Origin of the sequence: Gordonia sp. C13 (assembly GCF_023218005.1) — a bacterium.
Classification (GTDB): domain Bacteria; phylum Actinomycetota; class Actinomycetes; order Mycobacteriales; family Mycobacteriaceae; genus Gordonia; species Gordonia namibiensis.
The window spans coordinates 101,531-124,790 of sequence record NZ_JALPSY010000007.1; the positions used below are offsets into that span (position 1 = coordinate 101,531).

General features: G+C 65.2%; 18 protein-coding genes and 2 tRNA genes. 10 read left to right on the forward strand and 10 right to left on the reverse strand.

Annotation, left to right across the window (positions count from 1 at the left end; translation table 11 throughout):
• Positions 1-217 precede the first annotated feature (217 nt).
• The gene (locus M1L58_RS08410; protein ID WP_248658543.1) at positions 218-1,351 is read left to right on the forward strand and encodes an N-acetylmuramoyl-L-alanine amidase; all 1,134 of its coding nucleotides are present in this window, start codon (positions 218-220) and stop codon (positions 1,349-1,351) included.
• On the opposite strand, the gene M1L58_RS08415 is transcribed toward M1L58_RS08410, so the two are convergent.
• From M1L58_RS08415 to rpmH, 9 genes are all read right to left on the reverse strand, one after another.
• Positions 1,296-2,156 carry a hypothetical protein gene (locus M1L58_RS08415; protein ID WP_248658544.1) on the reverse strand — a complete coding sequence of 287 codons (861 nt, stop codon included), beginning with the start codon at positions 2,154-2,156 and terminating at the stop codon, positions 1,296-1,298. The genes M1L58_RS08410 and M1L58_RS08415 overlap by 56 nt on opposite strands.
• A gap of 146 nt (positions 2,157-2,302) precedes the next feature.
• Positions 2,303-3,343 (reverse strand): ParB/RepB/Spo0J family partition protein, encoded by a 1,041-nt coding sequence (locus M1L58_RS08420; RefSeq protein ID WP_154883704.1) that lies wholly within the window; start codon positions 3,341-3,343, stop codon positions 2,303-2,305.
• Positions 3,344-3,377: 34 nt separating this feature from the next.
• A complete protein-coding gene (locus M1L58_RS08425; RefSeq protein ID WP_006868477.1) occupies positions 3,378-4,334 on the reverse strand; it encodes a ParA family protein in 957 nt (318 codons plus the stop codon).
• A 225-nt stretch (positions 4,335-4,559) separates the two neighbouring features.
• Positions 4,560-5,261 (reverse strand): 16S rRNA (guanine(527)-N(7))-methyltransferase RsmG, encoded by a 702-nt coding sequence (rsmG, locus tag M1L58_RS08430; RefSeq protein ID WP_006868476.1) that lies wholly within the window; start codon positions 5,259-5,261, stop codon positions 4,560-4,562.
• 2,108 nt (positions 5,262-7,369) lie between these two features.
• Positions 7,370-8,014, reverse strand: coding sequence for a Jag family protein (locus M1L58_RS08435; RefSeq protein ID WP_248658545.1), 645 nt, complete (start codon positions 8,012-8,014; stop codon positions 7,370-7,372).
• Between the two features lie 41 nt (positions 8,015-8,055).
• Positions 8,056-9,246, reverse strand: a complete 1,191-nt coding sequence (yidC, locus tag M1L58_RS08440) for a membrane protein insertase YidC (protein ID WP_006868473.1) — start codon at positions 9,244-9,246, stop codon at positions 8,056-8,058.
• Positions 9,247-9,274: 28 nt separating this feature from the next.
• Positions 9,275-9,754, reverse strand: coding sequence for a membrane protein insertion efficiency factor YidD (gene yidD, locus M1L58_RS08445; RefSeq protein ID WP_248658546.1), 480 nt, complete (start codon positions 9,752-9,754; stop codon positions 9,275-9,277).
• Positions 9,751-10,182, reverse strand: coding sequence for a ribonuclease P protein component (gene rnpA / locus M1L58_RS08450; protein ID WP_248658547.1), 432 nt, complete (start codon positions 10,180-10,182; stop codon positions 9,751-9,753). The genes yidD and rnpA overlap by 4 nt, the downstream gene beginning before the upstream one ends.
• Before the next feature lie 44 nt (positions 10,183-10,226).
• The gene (gene rpmH / locus M1L58_RS08455; protein ID WP_005200386.1) at positions 10,227-10,370 is read right to left on the reverse strand and encodes a 50S ribosomal protein L34; all 144 of its coding nucleotides are present in this window, start codon (positions 10,368-10,370) and stop codon (positions 10,227-10,229) included.
• A 515-nt stretch (positions 10,371-10,885) separates the two neighbouring features.
• Between rpmH and dnaA the strand changes: the two genes are divergently transcribed.
• The 9 genes from dnaA to M1L58_RS08500 all read left to right on the forward strand — a co-directional run bounded on the left by dnaA (position 10,886) and on the right by M1L58_RS08500 (position 22,525).
• Positions 10,886-12,418: a chromosomal replication initiator protein DnaA gene (gene dnaA, locus M1L58_RS08460; protein ID WP_248658548.1), complete on the forward strand. Its 1,533-nt coding sequence runs from the start codon at positions 10,886-10,888 to the stop codon at positions 12,416-12,418.
• A gap of 886 nt (positions 12,419-13,304) precedes the next feature.
• Positions 13,305-14,474 (forward strand): DNA polymerase III subunit beta, encoded by a 1,170-nt coding sequence (gene dnaN / locus M1L58_RS08465; protein WP_005200390.1) that lies wholly within the window; start codon positions 13,305-13,307, stop codon positions 14,472-14,474.
• 37 nt (positions 14,475-14,511) lie between these two features.
• The gene (gene recF, locus M1L58_RS08470) at positions 14,512-15,726 is read left to right on the forward strand and encodes a DNA replication/repair protein RecF (protein WP_248658549.1); all 1,215 of its coding nucleotides are present in this window, start codon (positions 14,512-14,514) and stop codon (positions 15,724-15,726) included.
• Positions 15,719-16,306 (forward strand): DUF721 family protein, encoded by a 588-nt coding sequence (locus M1L58_RS08475; RefSeq protein WP_006868467.1) that lies wholly within the window; start codon positions 15,719-15,721, stop codon positions 16,304-16,306. The genes recF and M1L58_RS08475 overlap by 8 nt, the downstream gene beginning before the upstream one ends.
• Before the next feature lie 344 nt (positions 16,307-16,650).
• Positions 16,651-18,714, forward strand: coding sequence for a DNA topoisomerase (ATP-hydrolyzing) subunit B (gene gyrB, locus M1L58_RS08480; RefSeq protein ID WP_154883712.1), 2,064 nt, complete (start codon positions 16,651-16,653; stop codon positions 18,712-18,714).
• A 44-nt stretch (positions 18,715-18,758) separates the two neighbouring features.
• Positions 18,759-21,248, forward strand: coding sequence for a DNA gyrase subunit A (gene gyrA, locus M1L58_RS08485; RefSeq protein WP_006868465.1), 2,490 nt, complete (start codon positions 18,759-18,761; stop codon positions 21,246-21,248).
• 103 nt (positions 21,249-21,351) lie between these two features.
• Positions 21,352-22,248, forward strand: a complete 897-nt coding sequence (locus M1L58_RS08490) for a DUF3566 domain-containing protein (protein WP_248658550.1) — start codon at positions 21,352-21,354, stop codon at positions 22,246-22,248.
• 67 nt (positions 22,249-22,315) lie between these two features.
• Positions 22,316-22,389 (forward strand) — tRNA-Ile (locus M1L58_RS08495).
• A gap of 60 nt (positions 22,390-22,449) precedes the next feature.
• Positions 22,450-22,525 (forward strand) — tRNA-Ala (locus M1L58_RS08500).
• Between the two features lie 111 nt (positions 22,526-22,636).
• Here the strand turns inward: M1L58_RS08500 and M1L58_RS08505 are convergent.
• Complete coding sequence (locus tag M1L58_RS08505; RefSeq protein ID WP_248658551.1) at positions 22,637-23,203, reverse strand: dihydrofolate reductase family protein; 567 nt, start codon at positions 23,201-23,203, stop codon at positions 22,637-22,639.
• Between the last annotated feature and the right edge of the window lie 57 nt (positions 23,204-23,260).

Below are 23,260 nucleotides of genomic sequence, written 5' to 3' on the forward strand. Positions count from 1 at the left end.
TCGGCCCGCGGGCTCTCGTCGTTGGTAGTGTCGGCCCGGGTCCCCGACCATGAGGGACACGAACCGGCAACGACGCCACTGGAGCTGTTCCAGTTTGGTGTAGTGAACTTCAGCTGAGAGAATGCAGGCTGATGCTGACCGGTACCGCAGTCACGCGGTCCGCCAGATATCGCCGGCAGGGCGTCACCCTGCCGCGATTCGTACGAGGGGTGACGACATGCCATTGTTCCGACTTGGGGATCACGGCTCGGCGGTGGCCGAGATCCGCGCCATCCTGGTCGGGCTCGGTCTGTTGCCCGACCGTGGTGACCCTGTTTTCGACGAAGCCTGTGACCGGGCAATTCGGGCGTTCCAGCAGCAGCGCGGTCTGATCGTCGACGGGATCGTCGGCCCCGCGACCTACCGGGTCCTCAGAGAGGCCTCCTACCGTCTCGGCGCACGTGTGCTCTCGTACCAGCTGTCGGCGCCCATGGTCGGCGACGACGTCGCAACTCTGCAGCACCGCCTCCAGAACCTCGGCTACTACACCTCTCTTGTCGACGGCATCTTTGGGCTCAACACCCACAACGCGGTCTGTCTGTACCAGAGTGAATACGGTCTGGCTTCCGACGGAATCTGCGGACCGGCAACTCTCCGCTCTCTCGAACGTCTCGGTACCCGTGTAACCGGTGGTTCGCCCTACGCGATCCGGCAGGAGGAGCAGGTCCGACGCTCCGGCCCGCAGCTGTCGGGCAAGCGGATCCTCATCGATCCGGGTTCCGGCGGGCTGCACCCGTTGTCGACCGGGGAGCTCGCCGAACGCGAATCCGATCTGCTCTGGGATCTGGGTGCACGTCTCGAGGGCCGCATGGCCGCTGCCGGGATGCAGACCTTCCTGTCCCACGACGGTCGCGGCCGACCGGGAGACAACGAACGTGCCCGGGTCGCAAACCTCATGGATGCCGACCTGATGATCTCGCTGCGTTGCGGTCATTACCACAATGCACAGGCCAACGGCGTCGCCTCGTTCTACTTCGGCAACAACCAGAACTCTTTCTCGACGATCGGCCGCAATCTCGCCGGGTTCATCCAGCGCGAGATCGCCGCTCGCACACCGCTTGCCGATTGTCGAACCCATGAGCGCACCTGGGATGTCCTGCGGCTCACCAGGATGCCGGTTGCCCTCATCGACGTCGGTTACATCACCAATCCGGATGATGCTGCGGTGCTGGGTAGTTCCGATTGGCGTAATGTCATCGCCGACGCCATCCTGGTCGCGGTGAAGCGGCTGTACCTGCTCGACCAGGACGATCGTCCTACGGGCACTTACACTTTCGCGGACCTTCTGGCCGCGGAGAACGCTTCGCACTGACGCGATCCGCACCCGATCCCACCGGGACAGCTGTTCGCTGCCGTCCGGTGAGATCGATCTCGGCCATCACCACGAGCTTTTCCAGTGCGCTCTCGACCTCGAACTTCCAGCCGAGCCCTTCATCGAGCTCCAGACGGAACCGCGGGAACCGCTGATGCGAAGAGACGACGTCGAATCCGGAGTTCTTGAGGAACGACGCGTCGATCATGCACGAGGTGCACAGATCCGCCTGTGAGTCCTCCAGGATCTCTCGCGCGACTTCGATGATCGCCTCGTCCGTCCAGAAGTCGAGGTCGGGGAGACCTACACCCGTGACGGCCTCACCCGCCTTCTCGGACATGGACGGTGTAGCGCCGATCGATCCGCCGAACTCGGCACCGCCGGCACCGTTTCGAACGAGACCGAAAGCCTCCACTGCGCGGACGCCGCGGCGGATCAGATCACCGAGCACCGCGTCGAGCAAGATCGTCGCCACTTCCTCATGTCCCGGCTCGGTGCGGATGCTGGTGAGTAGGACGGCGTCGTGACTGACCGGGGAAGTGGGGAAGTGCTGCGAACGGGGCACCCTGTTCGGTGGTGCGTAGAACGCCGTACCGATGACGGAATTGGTTGTCGAGTCAATGGCGACCTGTCCGCACGCACCCCACTCGAGTAGCAGCCCCGAGATCCAGGCCTCCTTGTCGAACTCGCTCTCGTAGGCCTGGCCGTTGGTGGTCGGTTCGACCTCCCAGAAGACACATCGGCGGGTGTGATGGGGGAGCGACTCGAAAGATCCGAGTTCCAACCGCACGATCGACACGCTCATGTCACCGATCTCCGAGCCGAAGACGTGAATCGACGAAAAGTGTTGGGTTACAACCCATCTCGAAGTCCAGGTCCGTGCCTGGTCTGTCAATCGTCACTGTGACATTACTTCCGCATCCGCTGGTACCGAGAAATCCGCGGTGAAATTCACTTGTTCGGGTCGATGAACTGAACGATGCGTTCCAGGTCGTCAACCGATCCGAATTCCACGACGATCTTCCCTTTCCGCTTCCCTAGACTGACTGTAACCCTGGTGTCCAGGCTGTCGGACAGTCTCTCGGCGAGGTCCTGGAGTCCAGGCATCTGCATCGGTTTACGCTTCGGCGCCGCCGGCTTCGCCTCAGGCCCATCGCCGCGGTTGGCGAGAGTCACAGCTTCCTCGGTCGCGCGAACAGACAGTCCCTCGGCGACGATCCGCGCGGCGAGAGCCTCCTGCGCATCGCTCCCGGTCTCCAGGGAGAGGAGGGCGCGTGCATGACCGGCGGACAGGACACCCGCCGCCACCCGACGCTGCACCGGGATCGGTAGCTTGAGCAACCGGATCATGTTGCTGATGAGCGGACGTGAGCGGCCGAGCTTAGCGGCCAGCTGCTCGTGGGTGACACCGAACTCTTCGAGAAGCTGTTGGTAGGCGGCCGCCTCCTCCAACGGATTCAGTTGTGCGCGGTGGATGTTCTCGAGCAGTGCGTCACGCAGCATGTCGCCGTCGGCGGTCTCACGAACAATGGCCGGAATGGCCTCGAGGCCGACCTCCTGGCTCGCTCGCCAGCGGCGCTCACCCATGACGATCTGGTAGGCGACACCGTCAGCCGTCGGCTCCTTCAGGCGCCGTACGACGATCGGTTGCATCAATCCGAACTCGCGGATCGAGTGGACGAGCTCGGACATCTGCTCGTCGTCGAAGACCGTTCGCGGCTGGTTGGGGTTCGGCTGGATCTGCTTGGGCGGGATCTCCCGGTAGACGGCACCGGCCTCTTCGCGGCTCAGCACGTCAACCGTCGAGGCATCGACGGGGGAGGAGGGCCGGCCGTCGACCACGGGCGAAGGGCCTTTGCCGATGACAACGTCGGCCGCTGCGTTGCCCAGTCGAGGAGCGTTCGACTGATCCTCGGTGGGACCGGTCGGGATGAGTGCGGCCAGTCCACGACCCAGTCCGCCTCGGCGCTGCGCGGTGTCCCGTTGACTCATGCCTCTACCTCCACTCGGAAACGGATCTTTGTCGTCATGCCTGAGCGTCTTCTGCTGCGCCGCGGAGAGCGAGCTCGCGCGCCGCGTCGAGGTAACTCATCGCCCCACGTGAACCCGGGTCGTATTCGATGATCGTCATCCCATAACCGGGTGCCTCGGACACCTTCACGCTGCGGGGGATGATCGTGCCGAGTACCTTGTCGCCGAAGTGGCGGCGGACTTCCTCAGCCACCTGATCGGCCAGCTTGGTCCGACCGTCGTACATCGTGAGGACGATCGTCGACACGTGCAGCCCACGGTTGAGGTGCGCTTGGACGAGCTCGATGTTTCTCAGGAGCTGCCCCACACCCTCGAGTGCGTAGTACTCGCACTGGATCGGGATGAGGACCTCGCGGGCGGCGACCATTGCGTTGACGGTCAGCAGGCCGAGCGACGGTGGGCAGTCGATGAAGACGTAGTCGATCTGATACTCGGCCAGCACCTCGTCGGAGAGCGCGTTGCGAAGCCTGTTCTCACGCGCCACCAGGGACACGAGCTCGATCTCGGCACCGGCCAGATCGAGTGTCGCCGGCACACAGAAGAGACCTTGCTGGCTCGGCGACTCCTGGATGGCCTCCTTGAGAGTCACCTCGCCGAGGAGCAGTTCGTAGACGGAAGCGATGTCCTCGGCCCGATGGTCGATGCCCAGGGCGGTGCTCGCGTTGCCCTGGGGGTCGAGATCTACGACGAGTACGCGCAGTCCACGGACAGCGAGACCGGCTGCGAGGTTCACCGCGGTGGTGGTCTTACCGACGCCACCCTTCTGGTTCGCAACGGTCATGATCCGGGTGTGCTGGGGACGGGGGAGTTGGCCGGCACCCCCCGGGGTCAGGACTTGGCTGGCGCGCTCCGCAGCCATGGCGATCGGGGTGTCGGCGTATGGTTCGCCCGCGACGGGCGGGGCTCCAGCGGCTGGCGTTTCACGTGAAACGTTCGGGTCTTGATCGACCACGCGGGCACTCCTTTGACCTACCTGGTAGGCGTTCGAGTTGTCGGCTCCGGCGGGCGTCGCCCCGGCTCCAACAGATGCAGAATCGTCGAAGGCAGAGCGCCGAGACGCGCTGCCAGATCGCTTTCTATTCTGCGCCTTACGCGGACTCCATACCAATTCAGAACTCCCTCTGTGTGACACCATCGGCGGGATCCGCCGCATCGGCCCGAATGACCGAGTCGGTACTCATCGTCGTCGCTGTTTCTTGGCGGCGCGCTCGGCCTTCGTCCCTACGACGACCGTCGTCGGAGTCTCGAGAACCGCCCCACACGTGACGACGCGGAGGTCGCTGATTCCGGTCCGCCCGACCACCGCGCGATCCCGCTCGATCTCTTCGGCTGCCGAGGATCCCTTGATCGCGATCATCCGACCGCCCCCGCGAACCAGGGGAGCGGACCACTTGGAAAGTCGCTCGAGCGGCGCAACGGCCCGTGAGGTGACCACGTCCGCGAGGCCGACATCGGCGCGGACCGCCTTCTCCTCCGCACGGCCGCGAACAACCCGCACGTTCTCGAGACCGAGTGTCTCCACCGCTCGCTCGAGGAAGGTGCTGCGCCGGAGCAGCGGTTCGATCAGGGTGATGGACACATCTGGGCGCGCGATCGCGAGCGGTAGCCCGGGGAGACCCGCGCCGCTCCCGACGTCGAACACCGTCTCGTCCTCCTTGATCAGTTCCCCGATCACCGCGCAGTTGAGGATGTGGCGATCCCACAACCGTGGCACCTCGCGGGGTCCCATCAGACCGTGGTCGATCCCATCGGTGGCCAGTATTCGCCAGTAACCCTTCGCCAGTTCCTTACGTTCGCCGAAGACCGCGTCGGCCGAAGCCGGCGGGGTCTGCAATGCGTCAAGGTCGGGATGGTCATCGGGTTGAGCGTCTGACGACACTTGGCCTCCGTTTCTAGTTGGTCCTATGACAGTGTTTCACGTGGAACCGGGCGGGACTGACGGTCGGTACACATCACCGCCACGGCCCACGTTTCACGTGAAACAACAGCGTTGTTATTTGCCATCGGTTCCCCCGAACGCCGCCCGAAGCCAACCGATCCCAGAAGGTTTCCCCTCGGAGACTGGCAGGGTGCGGGTCGGTTCGTGTGACGTCTGCGGTGGCTGATCTGACCCCCGACACGAGGACCCGATCGATGGGCGGGAACTGCCGATCCCCATACGGCCACTAGTCGGAACGCGGTGAACCAAAGCGAAATCGAGGATCGCTCCCGCGCGGGTGCTGTGACGCCAGGTTCTCGCCCACGAGGTCGCCCAGTCAGCACGGTGCTATCCCTACTGGCCGGCTCAGACCACGCACTGCTTAGTAGCACCCGGCATATCGTGGTGGCGCAGCAACGGCCCCCTTCTACTACCGCCAGGTGCCACAGCCCCGGCGACGATCGTGGGTTCGCCTGATATGGCTGACGGCTGAACGCACAGACGGGTCGACTGAGCGGCGAGCACCCGGCTCGACGGGAGCGTAGCGGGGTCCTTCGCTCAGACTGAGGATCATACCGGAGCTAGCGAGCCGGTCTACACGTCGGCGATCGCGAAGGGGTCCCGCCAGTGAGCGCGGGTCCGACGTAGGGCACTTCCAATCGAGGACTGCGTAACAAACGTCTGGTTCGCCGAAGCACCGGTGCGACGGCTTCATATGGGACCGGGCGATGCTGCCGCGTCAGGTACAGCAATAGAGGGCGTCCGGTTTCACGTGAAACGACACCTATGTCATTCCGGTCCCGGGGTCATCGCGGCTGTCTTTGCGTGAGCGTAGGCCCTCCGATCGGCCGAGCCACAGACCGTACCGGTACCCGCCGCGCCGCGCTTCCGACGACCGCCGAGACATCAGAGGCCACTCGGCCCATGCTTCGACAGCGAGCACCCGAGCACGCCGGGTGTTTCTCCTATCGGCGACGTGAACCCATTCGGCTGGGGGAGGGGAGTGGGGCCAGGTTTCAGGAAGCGTCGCGTACGTTCCTCTCCGCGTCCGGACCGACCGACAGCTTCACCTTTGCTGCGACGGCAGACACCGGTCTTGAGGGTTGGCGCATCCGCAAGCGGACATCTTCGACCGGCTCGCCCCTGTCGCCGAGCGTCCCGGCGGTCCAGAGTCAAACCAAGGCCGCCTGAGTTGGCCGCGGGCTACTTGATACAGAGTCGGCACGTGGAACCGCGGCGGTGCGCACGCAGGTGTCGCGAAACGTGTCGGTGTCCGACACCATGCGCGAAGTCTGGCGGCTGTAGCTCCAACCGTGGGGGTTAACTATCGAAGGTGATCGAGGATCCGGTTCCGTGGACGCGAGGGTCCGCTACTGACTTCAAGTCAGGTGAACCAGCAGTTCCGGGCTCGCTCGAAGTGATGCACGTCCGGCGAGGCCCGTATCGACAGTTCGTCGGTGGACGCCGACAATTGCCACGTCTGCGGTATCAGCGTCGGACAAGAGTTGGGTGAGACGACTGCGGTGGCTTCAGGCCGGGGGGATCATTCTGCACTGGCGTCAGCAGCTGGACACACAAACACGGGCGGTACGTCCGAGACGCCGCCCAGGGCATAGCCCTCCGACAGCAGGGGACCCGAGTGTTATGCCCAGCACGCGAAACCCGGGGCGGGGATAAGCAGCGCTATCCGGCAATCGGGGACCGGATCGGAATGAATCGACACGTGACGAATCAGCACCGATAATTCAGGTCCTGAAAATTCGCTGTCTTTACAGCCCCGGAACGGTCAGTTCGACGTCTCGGCACCCCGTCCGCCGGCGGGCTTCGAACTTGCCAACCGTCCCCGTCGCGGACCACTACTCGAGCCATCACGAGTTAGGCGTTCAGAGTCGAGTGCGTACACACTAAGACCCCGTCCGGTTTCACGTGAAACAACACCGTTGTGATTCCCGCGCGGAGCCGGGACACCGAGACGTCGGCACCAGAACGGCAGGGGAGGGGAGCCCTGAAAACAACTCAGGCCCCGACCGTCGGTCGGGGCCTGAGTGGGCTTCAGGTTCGGGTGAGTCCTACTCGGGAAGGACCACCACGCGGCGCTTGGGCTCGGCGCCCTCGCTCTCGCTGACGACACCGTCGACGGCGGCGACCGCATCGTGAACGATTTTGCGTTCGAACGGAGTCATCGGATCGAGCGCTTCACGCTCGCCCGACTTGAGCACACGCTCGGCCACCTCACGGCCGAGACGGGCCAGGCGGTCACGACGGTCGGCACGCCACCGGGCGATGTCGAGCATCAGCCGACTGCGCTCGCCGGTCGCCTGCTGGACCGCGAGGCGGGTCAGCTCCTGCAGGGCGTCGAGAACCTCACCCTTACGGCCGACGAGCTTCGTCAGGTCGTCGCCCCCGTCGATGCTGACGACGGCACGGTCACCGTCGACATCCAGATCGATGTCTCCGTCGAAGTCGAGAACGTCGAGCAGCTGCTCGAGGTAGTCGCCCGCGATCTCGCCCTCTTCGACGAGGCGATCCTCATCGTCCTCGTCATCGTCCTGATCGTCGTCGAAGTCCTCGGCGGACTCATCGGTGACGTCGGTGTCGGCAGCGGCGTCCGCTCCGGTGGACTCGGCGGTGTCGGTCTGGGCTTCGGTCGTGGCCTTGGCGTCGTCCTGTGCCTCGGTCCCGGTTCCGGTTTGAGTTGCAGTCTCTGCTGTCATCTCATTCACCTAACTGTGTGCTTCGAACAAGTCTTGTGCGGTCATCGCTTGCCGCGTTTCTTACCGCTCTTGGCGGTGGACTTCCCGCCCCGATTGGGGGGTTGCTTCTTGGAACCCGGACCGGCGCCGGCGCCTGAGCGCGTCGGCTTCTGTCCCGGCTTCGGCTTCGCGCTCGGCGCGGAGTCGGTGGTTTCGCCGGAGGAGGAGTCAGACGTCGTACCCGCTTCGTCGGCTGCACCCGCCTTGGTCATCGACACAGCCGTCGTATCCGCGTCCCCGGAGGCATCAGCAGATGCGTTGCGCTTCTTCTGGCGGTCCGGACGCGCACCGGGCTTGGGGGCGTTCGCCTTCAGCTTCTCCTGCTTGAGGCGCTTGGCCTCTTCCTCTTCCTTGGCGATCTTGCCGAACACCAGATGCTGCTGGCCGTAGGTCCAGATGTTGTTGCTCATCCAGTAGAGGAGGATCGCGACGGGGAAGAACGGACCGGTGATCAGGATGCCGATCGGGAAGATGTACAGCGCGAGGTTGTTCATCATTCGGGTCTGCGGGTTCTCGAGCGCAGCCTCGGGCTGACGCTGCACCGATGCGCGCGAGTTCATGTGCGTCGCGATCGAGGCGATGATCATCATCGGGACGATGACATAACCGATCTGGACACGGGTGAAATCGATGGGGGCGCCGGGCTCGACGAAGGCCTGGAACTCGGTGACCGGCTCGACGAGGTAGGACGACAGGGGCACACCGAAGAGACGGGCGTCGAGGAAGTTCTGCACCTGGTCGGCGCTGAAGACGTAGTTGCCCTGCGACCGGGTCTCGGCGGCACTCATGCCGAGCTGTCCCATGCCGGTACCCATGCGGTTGAACGAACGCAGCACGTGGAACAGACCGATGAACACCGGGATCTGCAGCAGCATCGGCAGACAGCCGAGCATCGGGTTGAACCCGTGCTCCTTCTGCAGCTTCTGCATCTCCTCGGTCATCTTGACCCGGTCCTTGGCGTACTTCTTCCGGATCGCCTGAAGCTGCGGGTTGATCTCCTGCATCTTCTTCGTGGTGCGGATCTGCTTCACGAAGGGCTTGTAGAGAATCGCGCGCAGGGTGAAGACGAGGAACACCACGGACAGTGCCCAGGCGATGCCGTCGCCACCGGGACTGCTGGGCGTGACGTAGCTGAAGAGCCAATGCCACACCCACATGATCCCGGAGACCGGGTAGTAGATGAAGTCGAGCACGGGTCAGGTACCCCTTACTTGTTGTTCTCTAGGTGGAATCGTTCCGCCGGGATGGTGGCTGATGGGTCCGGTCATCGTGGGCCGCCTGCGACCCGCCGGAGAGTTCACGGATCCGCCCGCAGAGATCGCTCCACAGTTCGCGGGGACCTCTATCCGGGACCGGGTCGTATCCGGGCTTGTGCCACGGACCGCATTTGAGGAGCCGGACCGTCGCCAGCAGGGAGCCGTACAGAAAGCCGTGACGAGAGAGGGCTTCCACTGCATAGCCCGAGCAGGTCGGTTCGAACCGGCACGTGGGCAGCCGCAGCGGCGAGACCCAGGTGCGGTAGAGCTCGATGAGAAAGATGACCGTGCGGCGGGGGATCAGGTGGGCTCCGCGGCGCATCCGAGTGATGACGGTGAGCTGATCGTCCGCGTCCGCGGGCGAGTCGGTCCGAGTGTCCGGGGTCGACGATGACGGGGTGGGGGAGGGGGCCGATCCACGGTCATCCAGCTCGGCGTCGATCATCGACCGACACCCGCCCCGATCGGTGTGCCTGCGGTGGACGCCATTTCGACGACCCGCCGGCTGGTGAAGGCTGCCCGGAGTTGATCCGCCAGTTCTTCGCTGGTCCTGTCCGCGGCGCCGCGCCGAGCGCGGATCACCACGTATGTCTCGACGGCCGGACAGAGATGCCTGGTCGCCGCGAACGCGGCCCGCAGCCGTCGTGCGACGGCATGACGGACCACGGCGTTGCCCACCGACTTGCTCACGACGAGGCCGAGCCAGGGTCCACCTGTCATGGCGACGTCGCGCCGCAACCCGGCCGGATCCGGCCACTGTGGGCCGACCGGTGCCAGGTGTACGACGAAGTCACGAGCATTCACCCCCGCACCGGACTTCAGGGTGCGTGAGAAGTCGGATCCACGAGAGATCCGATGAGAAGACGCAGTCATCGATCAGCTGACCGGACCCGGGGGATCCGGTGGGTAGCCGACGATCAGGCGGTGAGCTTCGCGCGGCCCTTGTTACGACGGCTGCTGACGATCGCACGGCCGGCGCGGGTCCGCATACGCAGACGGAAGCCGTGCACGCGCGAACGACGACGGTTGTTCGGCTGGAAAGTACGCTTGCCCTTGGCCACGGTGACTCCTTGTGCTCCCTGTGAGAACGCCGGTTACCCGCACGTGACCCACATGTTGTCGTTGGTCGTTGATCCAGGACGGTGCCGAACTCTTGTCGGTGATGAACTCGGCGAACATGACAAAACGCCGCGCAAATCCGCAACCTGGATGACCAGTCGAGACTACTGACAGCGCGCGCTCAAATCAAACGCGGCCGTCGGGGCGGCAGAACAGTCTCTCACCAGGTGTGCTCTGGAGCACGCGGATGACGACAATCAGTTCGAACGAGTCAATTGTCCCGATCGCTTTGTCGCCCGCCGACACCTCTGTTAGGTTCTGTCAGAGCGTCGGCCCCGAACCCCTGCCGGACACGAACGAAGTGTCGCCGGGATCCGAGGTTACCGACCAAAGTCCCAAGTTCGTCATCACCGTTGTACACAGGTGTGGATAACTCTGTGGAGAGATGCGGTCGATGACGTGGGGTGCCCCGGCCCGCGTCAACGCTGGTAGTTTTCCGGGTCAGGAGGCCAGCCCCGTGACTTCAGACCGCGACACATTCGGTGAGGTGTGGCAACAGGTCGTCGCCGAACTCAACGACGACGAAGCCGCACGTGACCACGAACCACTGACCCGCCAGCAGAAGGCGTGGCTGTCACTGGTTCGACCCCTCACCCTCACCGAGGGATTCGCCCTCCTCACCGTGCCGACCGCTCTGGTCCAGGAACAGATCGAGCGCAATCTGCGCGAGACGATCCGATCCGTTCTGAGCCGTCACCTCAACGAGCCCGTGGACCTCGGCGTCCGCATCCAGACACCCCGCAACGACGAACCAGTGCCGGAGCCGGCCGCGCCCGAACCACGCCTGGTCAACGGCTCGGCACCGGTCGACTACTCCGCGGTCCCGGGTGCGGCGATCGGTGCCGGATTCCCGGCCGCCCCGGGTGCCGGAGCGGTGCCCGGTGGCGACACCGGACGACCGTCGGGCGACTGGGCCTCCTATTTCGCCGAGCGGCCGACGAGCACGCCGTCGCCGTCGAGCGCAAACCTGAACCCCAAGTACACCTTTGACACTTTCGTCATCGGTGCCTCGAACCGCTTCGCGCACGCGTCGGCCGTCGCGGTGTCCGAGGCTCCGGCACGGGCGTACAACCCGCTGTTCATCTGGGGAGAGTCGGGACTGGGCAAGACCCACCTGCTCCATGCGGCCGGACACTACGCCCAACGGCTGTTCCCCGGGATGCGCGTCAAGTACGTCTCGACCGAGGAATTCACCAACGACTTCATCAACTCGTTGCGTGACGACCGGCGGGTGGCGTTCAAGCGCCGCTACCGCGATGTCGACGTGCTGCTGGTCGACGACATCCAGTTCCTGGTGGGTAAAGAAGGTATCCAGGAAGAGTTCTTCCACACCTTCAACACCCTTCACAATGCGAGCAAGCAGATCGTCATCTCGTCCGATCGTCCGCCGAAACAGCTTGCCACACTTGAAGATCGACTCCGCACGCGGTTCGAGTGGGGTCTGATCACCGACGTCCAGCCGCCCGACCTGGAAACCCGCATCGCCATCCTGCGCAAGAAGGCGCAGATGGACAACATCGCGGTGCCCGACGACGTCCTCGAGCTGATCGCGTCGAAGATCGAACGCAACATCCGCGAGCTCGAGGGTGCGCTGATCCGCGTTACGGCGTTCGCCTCACTCAACGACGCAGCGCTCGACAAGTCGCTGGCCGACGTCGTCCTGCAGGCACTGCTGCCCAACTCGGGCACCCTCGAGGTCAGCGCCGCCAGCATCCTCGCGATCACCGCCGAGTATTTCGACATCTCGGTCGAGGAGCTGCGCGGACCCGGTAAAACCCGGTCCATCGCCCAGGCACGTCAGATCTCGATGTACCTGTGCCGCGAGCTGACCGACCTGTCGCTGCCGAAGATCGGCGAGACATTCGACCGCGACCACACCACGGTCATGTACGCCGAACGCAAGATCCGCAAGGAGATGGCCGAGCGCCGCAAGGTGTACGACCACGTCCAGGAGCTGACCGCCCGCATCAAGCAGCGTGCGGTGGGCTGACAGTCCTTCTCCTCTACCTCCACGCGCCTCTCGTGCCCCGCACGGGAGGCGCGTTTCGTGTGTCAGGGGTCGATCTGGGTGCTCCTGGAGGGGCGAGCGTCAGCGGCGTCGTCTCACCAGGCCTTCGTGGCTCGTCGCTGCGCTCCTCGCACCTCAGGCAGCGGTAAAAGGCGCTGCGCCGCCCGAAACAGGCAGCAATTGAGACGTCGCGCCGACCGACTGGGAGCAACGACGTGTCACGCCGCGCGAAACAGGCAGCTGTGAAAGGTGTCGCGGCGCCCGCAACGGAGAGCGAGGGGCGGCGCAGCGCCCTGAACGAAGAGTGAGGGTGGCGTCGTATCCCGTCGGATCCGGCCCGCCCGAACCACAACTCTGTTCCCCGGGTCGAGACTGACGCGTCGATCTTCTGTGTTCTCGCACACTCGGATCGGCCATCTCCGAATGACAATTTTTGTCTCCGGAGGCTGTGGACCGGCGTGGGATAACAGGGCAAGACCTGTGCACCGACGGTGGACGCCGCGCGAACAACAAGTTTTGTCCACAAACTCTTGGGATTCCGCTCAACGACGCTCCACCGGTCATGCACACCCGCGCACCCCGTCCGACTGGCCCGATGTGACAGTTGTCCACAGATTCCACAGTTCCTATTACTGAGATGGATCCCTCTCTAAAGAGAAATCTTTTGTAAGAAGGACTGTGCACAAACACCCATCCGCGGGCCCTGCGGGCCCGGCCTCCCGGATGGACTGACTTGGCCCCAACCATCCCGGCATGGGCGGTGGCGTTCTACAGTGGGATTCCCGGATGTGGGACGTGATCGACCATGCCGTCGTTTCGGCTCCGGCATGCCGACGATCCGCACGAGAGAGAAGGGCAATCTCCCAGCATGAAGTTCCGTGTCGCACGTGACGAGTTCGCTGATTCCGTCGCCTGGGTCGCTCGAAGCCTGCCCTCTCGTCCGCCGGTACCGGTTCTGGGCTGTGTGGTGCTCAACGTCGGCGAGACCGGTCTGACCGTGTCGGGATTCGACTACGAGGTCTCGGCGCAGGAGAACCTGGGTGCCGAGGTCGCCGAGCCCGGCCAGGTGCTGGTCTCCGGTCGACTCCTGGCCGACATCACCAAGGCCCTGCCCAACAAGCCCGTCGACGTGACCCTCGACGGCGCGCGCGTCGCGATCACCTGCGGTAGCGCCAAGTTCTCCCTGCCGACGATGCCGGTCGAGGACTACCCGCAGCTGCCCGATGTCCCGGCCATCACCGGCACGATCCCGTCGCAGCTGTTCGCCGAGGCGATCTCGCAGGTCGCCGTCGCGGCCGGCAAGGACGACACCCTGCCGATGCTGACCGGCGTGCGCGTGGAGATCGAGGGCAACTCCGTGGTTCTCGCCGCCACCGACCGTTTCCGCCTCGCCGTGCGTGAGTTGCAGTGGGAGCCTTCTGACCCCGACACCAAGGGTGCGGTCCTGGTCCCGGCCAAGACACTCTCGGAGAGCGCCAAGACCGCGGGCTCGGAAGGCACCGGCGTCGTCTCGCTGGCCTTCGGCAGCGGTGCGGCCATCGGATCCGACGGCATCCTGGGCATCCTCGGCGAGACCAAGAAGACCACCACCCGGCTGCTCGACGCGGAGTTCCCGAAGTTCCGCCAGTTGCTGCCGGCCAGCCACACCGCGGTCGCCACCATCGACAGCGCCCCGCTGATCGAGGCGATCCGTCGTGTCGCGCTGGTCGCCGAGCGCGGTGCGCAGGTCCGGATGGAGTTCACCGAGGGATCCGTGCTCCTCACCGCCGGTGGTGACGAGGCGGGCAAGGCCGAGGAAGAGCTGCCCGTGTCGTTCCACGGCGAGCCGCTGACCATCGCGTTCAACCCCGGTTACCTGCAAGACGGCCTCTCGGCGATCAACGCCGACAGCGTCGACTTCGGTTTCACCACCCCGAGCCGTCCGGCGGTCCTGCGTCCGGCCAGCGGCGAGGATCCGGTCGCCGACGAGTCCGGCGCCTTCGTCGCCCCCGAGAGTGCGTTCAGCTACCTGCTGATGCCGGTCCGCCTGCCGGGCTGACCCGCGCCGCGCACCCAGCCGATCACCGCAACCGACTGTGTTCGTTCGTGAGCTGCACCTGAGGGATTTCCGCTCGTGGCAGGCCGTCGACCTCGATCTGCGGCCCGGCCCGACCGTCTTCACCGGCCGGAACGGCTTCGGCAAGACCAACCTGCTCGAGGCGCTGTTCTATTTGGCGACGCTGCGGTCGCACCGGGTGAGTTCCGATGCGCCGCTGGTTCATTCCGGATCCGCGTCGGCGCTGGTCACCGCCACGGTCGAGAACGAGGGCCGGGAGCTGACCGCGGAACTGCGGATCAATGCCGAAGGTGCCAACAAGGCGTCGATCAACCGCAGTCCAGCCCGGCGATCCCGTGACCTTCTCGGGATCCTGCGGACCGTACTCTTTGCTCCGGAGGATCTCTCGCTCGTCCGCGGGGATCCCAGCGATCGCCGACGTTTCATCGATGAACTCGTCGCCCAGCGTGGTCCCCGATGGGTGGCGGCCCGCGCCGACTACGACCGGGTGCTGCGCCAGCGGTCGGCGTTGCTCAAGACGGCGGCTGCCGCGTTGCGACGTGGTGGCGACCAGGCCGAGTCGGTCATCAGCACCCTCGATGTGTGGGATGGTCAGCTCGCCGATCTGGGCGGTCAGGTCACCGCCGCGCGACTGCAGGTCCTCGGCGAACTGGAACCACATTTCACCCGCTCCTACGCCTCGATCGCACCCCACTCCCGCCCCGCGACCCTGCGGTACCGGCCCGCCGGCGGCGTCGACTTCGAGACGGCGACGGCTGAGGCGATCAGCGAGATCCTGGGCGCCCGCCTGCGCGAGCTGCGCGACAAGGAGATCGAGCGCGGTATGTGCCTGGTCGGTCCGCACCGCGACGACATCGACATCGTCCTCGGCACGGACGTCGCGAAAGGCTTTGCGTCACATGGCGAATCGTGGTCGCTGGCACTGGCGTTGCGACTCGGATCCGTCGAGCTGACGCGCGCCGAGGGAATCGAACCGGTCATCATGCTCGACGATGTCTTCGCCGAACTCGACGCCAAACGTCGGGAGAAACTGGTGGAGTTCACCGCCGGCGCCGAGCAGTTGCTGATCACCGCGGCCGTCGCCGACGACATCCCGGGCGAGATCGGTGGCCGGCGGATCTTCGTCGACGTCGTCGAGGACTCGGACGGTCGTCGGTCCATGGTGGTCGGAGACGAATCGGATCCGCGACCCGGAAATGTCGAGGAACCGGTGAGCGGGGTCTCCGATGAGTGACGAAGCACACCCGTCGCAGCGCGACGCGGTGGGAGAACCGTCGAACCGACCGCTCGAACCGGGCGAACTCGGCGGATACGAACGTGCCCGCAAGGCTCTCGAGGAGGCGCGCGCCGCGGCGCGCGCGGCCGGGAAGTCGGTGGGACGCGGTCGCGCGTCGCCGGTACGACGCACACCGCGGGGTGCGCAGACACGGAAGCGATGGTCAGGGTCGGGTCCCGATGCCCGGGATCCGCAGCCCTTCGGGCGCCTCGTCGGCGGTCTGGCGAAGGACCGCGGCTGGCAGGAGAAGATCGGCGAAGGCACCCTGTTCGGGATGTGGGACAACATCGTCGGTGCCGACATCGCCGCGCATGCCAAGCCGATCGAGTTGCGGGACAACGTACTTCACGTCCAGGCCGAGTCCACGGCGTGGGCGACGCAGCTGCGGTACGTACAGTCGCAGATCCTGGCGAAGATCGCGGCGGCCGTCGGCGACGGCGTGGTGAAGTCCCTGCGCATCAGCGGACCCAAGGGGCCGTCGTGGCGTAAGGGCGAACGTCATGTGCGGGGGAGGGGCCCGCGGGACACGTACGGCTAGGCCGGGCTTAGCAGACTCGTTCGCACATTACTAGTCGATGCGCCCCGTGAGCGGATTTTCCTCCCCAAGCCACGATCGAACCGGGCTGATCCCAAAAAAATCGATCTGAGGGCCTGTTAGCGGCCCCGGATGCACGTTCCTGGGCAAGTCAGGCAGTACACTGTGAGGTGTTGTCCCGACAGGGGACCACCGAACGGCAGAACGAACGCCGCCTTCAGGCAACCCGGGAAGTCCCGGGCATACCTGTGTGCGCATCGACTGCCCGCCCCCTGGTCGAGTAGATCGACGACGGATCCCGGGTTCCTGGGATCCGCCGATGAGCAGAACAGGAGCGGACGCACCTCGTGGCCGACACCAACGACACCGGACCCAAGAAGAGCAAGAAGAAGCCGTCGGAGTACGGCGCCGACTCGATCAACATCCTCGAAGGTCTGGAAGCCGTCCGCAAACGGCCCGGCATGTACATCGGTTCCACCGGTGAACGCGGCCTGCACCACCTGATCTGGGAGGTCGTCGACAACTCGGTCGACGAGGCGATGGCGGGCTTCGCGAGCCGCGTCGACGTGACCCTCCTCGAGGACGGCGGCGTCCAGGTCGTCGACGACGGTCGTGGCATCCCGACCGGTATGCACCGGACCGGCGTCCCCACCGTCGAGGTCGTCATGACCCAGCTGCACGCCGGCGGCAAGTTCGACTCCGACGCCTACGCGGTGTCGGGCGGTCTGCACGGCGTCGGCATCTCGGTCGTCAACGCGCTGTCGACCAAGGTCGAGCTCGAGATCGAGAACGACGGCTACCACTGGGAGCAGACCTACACCTACGCCAAGCCCGGTCCCCTGGAGAAGGGTGACGCGACGCGCAAGACCGGTACGACGGTGCGGTTCTGGCCGGACCCGGAGATCTTCACCGAGACCACCCGGTTCAATGCCGAGACCGTGGCGCGTCGTCTGCAGGAGATGGCCTTCCTCAACAAGGGCCTGACCATCACGCTGACCGATCAGCGTCCCCAGGCAGTCGAGGCGCCGGGCGATGCCAACGGTGACGACGAGGCATCAGTGACCGAAGTCGCCGAGGCCGTCCAGACGGAGACCGAGAAGGCTGCGGCCGCGACGAAGCCGAAGACCCGGACCTATCACTACCCGGACGGGCTCGTCGACTACATCAAGCACCTCAATCGCACCAAGCAGTCGATCCACAACACCGTCATCGGGTTCAGCGCCAAGGGCGAGGGCCACGAGGTCGAGATCGCGATGCAGTGGAACGCGGGCTACTCGGAGTCGGTGCACACCTTCGCCAACACGATCAACACCCACGAGGGCGGCACGCACGAAGAAGGTTTCCGTGCGGCGCTGACCAGCACGGTCAACAAGTACGCCCTCGAGAAGAAGCTCATCAAGGAGAAGGACGGCAAGCTCACCGGCGACGACATCCGCGAGGGTCTCGCCGCGGTGATCTCGGCCAAGGTCTCCGATCCGCAGTTCGAGGGCCAGACGAAGACCAAGCTCGGCAACACCGAGATCAAGGGCTTCGTCCAGCGCACCTGCAACGAGCATCTCGGTCACTGGTTCGAGGCGAATCCCGCCGAGGCCAAGATCATCGTCAAGAAGGCCGCCGACTCCGCACAGGCGCGCATGGCCGCGCGTCGTGCGCGAGAGATGGTGCGCCGCAAGACCGCAACCGATATCGGTGGTCTCCCCGGCAAGCTCGCCGACTGCCGCAGCAACGACCCCACCAAGTGTGAGGTCTACATCGTGGAGGGCGACTCGGCCGGCGGCAGCGCCAAGTCCGGTCGCGACTCGATGTACCAGGCGATCCTCCCGTTGCGCGGCAAGATCATCAACGTCGAGAAGGCCCGCATCGACCGTGTCCTCAAGAACGCTGAGGTCCAGTCGATCATCACCGCCTTCGGCACCGGCATCCACGACGAGTTCGACATCGCCAAGCTGCGGTATCACAAGATCGTGCTGATGGCCGACGCCGACGTGGACGGTCAGCACATCTCGACGCTGCTGCTCACGCTGTTGTTCCGCTTCATGCGCCCGCTCATCGAGCACGGTCACGTGTTCCTGGCGCAGCCGCCGCTGTACAAGCTGAAGTGGCAGAAGTCCGCTCCGGAGTTCGCCTACTCCGACCGCGAGCGCGACGGTCTGCTCGAGGCGGGTCGCGCGGCCGGCAAGAAGATCAACACCGACGACGGCATCCAGCGCTACAAGGGTCTCGGTGAGATGAACGCCAAGGAGCTGTGGGAGACCACCATGGATCCGGCGGTGCGTGTCCTGCGCCAGGTGACGCTCGACGACGCCGCGGCGGCCGACGAACTGTTCTCCATCCTCATGGGTGAGGACGTCGCCGCTCGTCGAAGCTTCATCGCCCGTAACGCGAAAGACGTTCGCTTCCTTGATGTCTGATCACGGATCGACGGAATTCGCAGTGATCGGAGAAAGAATCCACAATGACTGACACCACCCTGCCGCCCGCCGGCGGTGAAGGCGACCGCATCGAACCTGTCGATCTTGGCCAGGAGATGCAGAAGAGCTACATCGATTACGCGATGAGCGTGATCGTGGGCCGTGCGCTCCCCGAGGTGCGCGACGGCCTGAAGCCGGTGCATCGCCGCCTTCTGTATGCATCCTTCGACGCCGGTTTCCGCCCCGACCGCAGCTACGTCAAGTCGGCGAAACCCGTTGCGGAGACGATGGGTAACTACCATCCGCACGGTGACACCGCGATCTACGACGCCCTGGTGCGTCTCGCGCAGCCGTGGTCGATGCGGTACCCGCTCATCGACGGCCAGGGCAACTTCGGTTCCCGCGGCAACGACGGCGCGGCCGCCATGCGTTACACCGAGGCCCGACTGACACCGCTCGCCATGGAGATGCTGCGTGACATCGGTGAGGAGACAGTCGATTTCACGCCGAACTACGACGGCAAGACCCAGGAGCCGACGGTTCTGCCGTCGCGCATCCCGAACCTGCTGATCAACGGATCCGGCGGTATCGCCGTCGGTATGGCCACCAACATGCCACCGCACAACCTCAACGAGGTTGCCGACGCGGTGTTCTGGGCTCTCGAACACCACGATGCAGACGACGAGACCACTCTCGCCGCCTGTATGGAATGCATCAAGGGGCCCGACTTCCCCACGGCCGGACTGATCGTCGGCAGCCAGGGGATCAAGGACGCCTACACCACCGGCCGCGGCAGCATCCGTATGCGCAGCGTCGTCGACATCGAGGAGAACAAGGGAACCACCACGCTGGTGGTCACCGAGTTGCCCTACCAGGTCAACCCGGACAACCTGATCCAGTCGATCGCCGAGCAGGTCAACGAAGGAAAGCTCAAGGGCATCAGCCGGATCGAGGACCAGTCCTCGGACCGCGTCGGCATGCGCATCGTCGTCACGCTGCGTCGCGACGCCGTCGCGAAGGTCGTGCTGAACAACCTGTACAAGCACAGCCAGCTGCAGACCAGCTTCGGCGCCAACATGCTGTCCATCGTCGATGGCGTACCCCGCACCCTGCGTCTCGACCAGATGATCCGCTACTACGTGGCGCATCAGATCGACGTCATCGTGCGCCGCACCCGGTACCGGTTGCGCAAGGCCGAGGAACGCGCGCACATCCTGCGCGGTCTGGTGAAAGCCCTTGACGCACTTGACGAAGTGATCGCATTGATCCGCCGGTCGGCCAACACCGACACCGCGCGCACGGGCCTCATCGAGCTGCTCGACATCGACGAGATCCAGGCCGACGCCATCCTGGCGATGCAGCTGCGCCGCCTGTCGGCGTTGGAACGCCAGAAGATCGTCGACGAACTCGCCGAGATCGAGCTTGAGATCGCCGATTACAAGGACATCCTGGACAAGCCGGAGCGTCAGCGCGCCATCGTGCGTGACGAGCTCAAGGAGGTCGTCGAGAAGTACGGCGACGAGCGTCGTACCAAGATCATCGCGGCCGACGGCGACGTCAGCGACGAGGATCTGATCGCCCGCGAGGACGTCGTCGTCACGATCACCGAGACCGGCTACGCCAAGCGGACCAAGACCGACCTCTACCGCAGCCAGCGTCGCGGCGGCAAGGGTGTTCAGGGTGCGGGTCTCAAGCAGGACGACATCGTCAAGCACTTCTTCGTCTGCTCGACCCACGACTGGATCCTGTTCTTCACCACCAAGGGTCGGGTCTACCGGGCGAAGGCCTACGAACTGCCCGAGGCCAACCGCACCGCGCGCGGCCAGCACGTCGCCAACCTCCTGGCCTTCCAGCCGGAGGAGCGCATCGCGCAGGTCATCCAGCTCAAGACCTACGAGGACGCGCCGTACCTGGTGCTCGCCACCCGCAACGGCCTGGTCAAGAAGTCCAAGCTCGTGGACTTCGACTCCAACCGCTCCGGCGGTATCGCCGCGATCAACCTGCGCGGCGAGGACGAACTGGTCGGCGCGCAGCTGTGCTCCTCCGACGATGATCTGCTGCTCGTCTCGCAGAAGGGCCAGTCCATCCGGTTCCACGCCGACGACGAGACCCTGCGGCCGATGGGCCGGCAGACCTCGGGTGTGCAGGGCATGCGATTCAACGCCGACGACACCCTGTTGTCGCTCAACGTGGTCCGCGATGACACCTACCTGCTCGTCGCGACATCCGGTGGCTACGCCAAGCGCACCGGCATGGACGACTACCCGGTCCAGGGTCGCGGCGGCAAGGGCGTGCTCACCATCGCCCACGATCGTCGGCGCGGTGAACTCATCGGCGCGCTCATCGTCGACGACGACTCGGAGCTGTACGCGATCACCTCGGGCGGCGGTGTCATCCGCACCGCGGCCAAGCAGGTCCGCAAGGCAGGGCGCCAGACCAAGGGTGTGCGTCTGATGAACCTCGACGAGGGCACCACCGTCATCGCGATCGCCCGCAACGCCGACGAGCCGGAGGAGACCGACGCCTCGGAGTAGGCGTTAGGGTTGAGATCACGTGCAGCCGACGAGTCGGTGGCGGTAGAAAGTGACCCGACGCGTCGATGTCCATCGGCAGTGACGCCAGAGTGAGGGATTGCCTGTGAGCACACCGAACGAGCCGAACCAGGAGCAGAACGGGCGCCCGTCCGGGAACCCGTCCGGTCCCGGTACGGGCACACCGACCGGTGGGCTGGTGCCGCCGTGGCAGCGCGGACCGGTCGAGGAATCGTCCGGTTCCACGCCGACCGAGGCGTTCGGGGGTGAGGACGACACGCGCCCGAACGCACAGGGCAACCCCGGCGGTCCGCCGCCCGAGTCGAGGGGCGGCCCGCCGCCGCGCGGCGTCGTGACCAACAGCGGCACGGCTGCGGCCAGCATGAGCGGTCAGCAGGCTCCCGTCACCAAGCTCGACAGTCCGCGTCGGGCGGGGTCGGCCGTCGCGACCGAGGAGCCCGGCTTCGTCGAGTCGCCGACGAGCACCATCGACCGCGACAACCTGCCCGGTCAGGATCTGCCCGATCTGGATCGGATCCACCACACGGCCGACCTCAAGAAGCGTCCTTCCGAGGCGCCGCCTGCCGCGGCACCGTCAAAGGTTCCGCCGCGGTCGGCGCCGCGTCAGGTCGGGGCAGGTTCGGCTCTGCGTGCCGCGGTGCAACTGCGTCGGATCGATCCGTGGGCGACGTTCAAGATCGCCGCGGTGCTGTCGTTCGTCGGGTTCTTCATCTGGATGATCGCGGTCGCCGTGCTGTACCTGATCTTCGACGGCATGGGCATCTGGGATCAGGTGAACAACAGCTTCGGAACGCTCGTGGCCGACGAATCGAGCTCGGCCGGGGACGTCATCGGGGCCGGCACCGTTTTCGGTGTGGCGGCGCTTCTGGGGGCCGTCAACGCCATCCTGCTGACTGCGCTCGCGACGGTCGGCAGCTACATCTACAACATCTGTGCCGACCTTGTCGGCGGTGCCGAGGTGACGCTTGCGGATCTCGACTGAATCGAGCCGCTGACCAGCCGTTTTGGTTGGTGGGGGATCCGTCGGGTAACCTCACTTCTCGGTTCAAGGGCCTATAGCTCAGGCGGTTAGAGCGCTTCGCTGATAACGAAGAGGTCGGAGGTTCAAGTCCTCCTAGGCCCACTGCGACGGAAGTTTTCGAACTCCCGAAATCGCATCCCGTCGACCGATTCCGGTCGGCACGGGGCCTTAGCTCAGTTGGTAGAGCGCTGCCTTTGCAAGGCAGATGTCAGGAGTTCGAATCTCCTAGGCTCCACCACTGCAAGAACCGCAACGCACCACCGGACCCCGGTGGTGCGTTTTGCTTTCGCGCACGCCTTCCGTTCGCGATCACCCGAATCGCGTGAGCGCGAACGGACAAGGTGAGCGGTCAGACGCGGGCGTACTCCATGAACGACACCCCGGTCTCGTAGTTCCGGCTGTCGACGAGTTGGAACCGTTCCGGTTTGTACGTCCCGGGCGAGAACAGCGGGATGCCGTCGCCGAAGAGCAGCGGCTGCCTCTTGAGGACCAGGCGATCGATCTCGCCGATCAACTGTGTCGCCAGGGACCCGCCGCCGCAGAGCCAGATGTCCTTGCCGTCCACGGACTTCAGCTCCTGCACGAGTTCGACGGGATCGCGGTCGGTGAACGTCACGCCGTCGACCGGTTCCGGCGGTCGGTGGGTGAACACGTACTGGTCGAGATGCCGGTAGGGACTCGGTGCCTCCGGCAGCCCGACGCCGTAGGTGTTGGCGCCCATGAGGACGGTGTCGAAGCCGCCGCCGCTCTGATCGATCCCGAGGGCCACCGCGTAGTCCGTCGGGATCGTGTCGGCGAACCGCTCGGTGATGCCGGCCATGTGATCGCCCTCGACGAGGAAAGCGTCGAACTCACCGTCCGGTCCCGCGATGTACCCGTCGAGGCTCACGGCCACGTAGTACACGAGTTCTCGCATGCTCACTCCTATCCACTTCAGGTGTAGTGGATAGGAATGTACAACAGATGTAGTGGT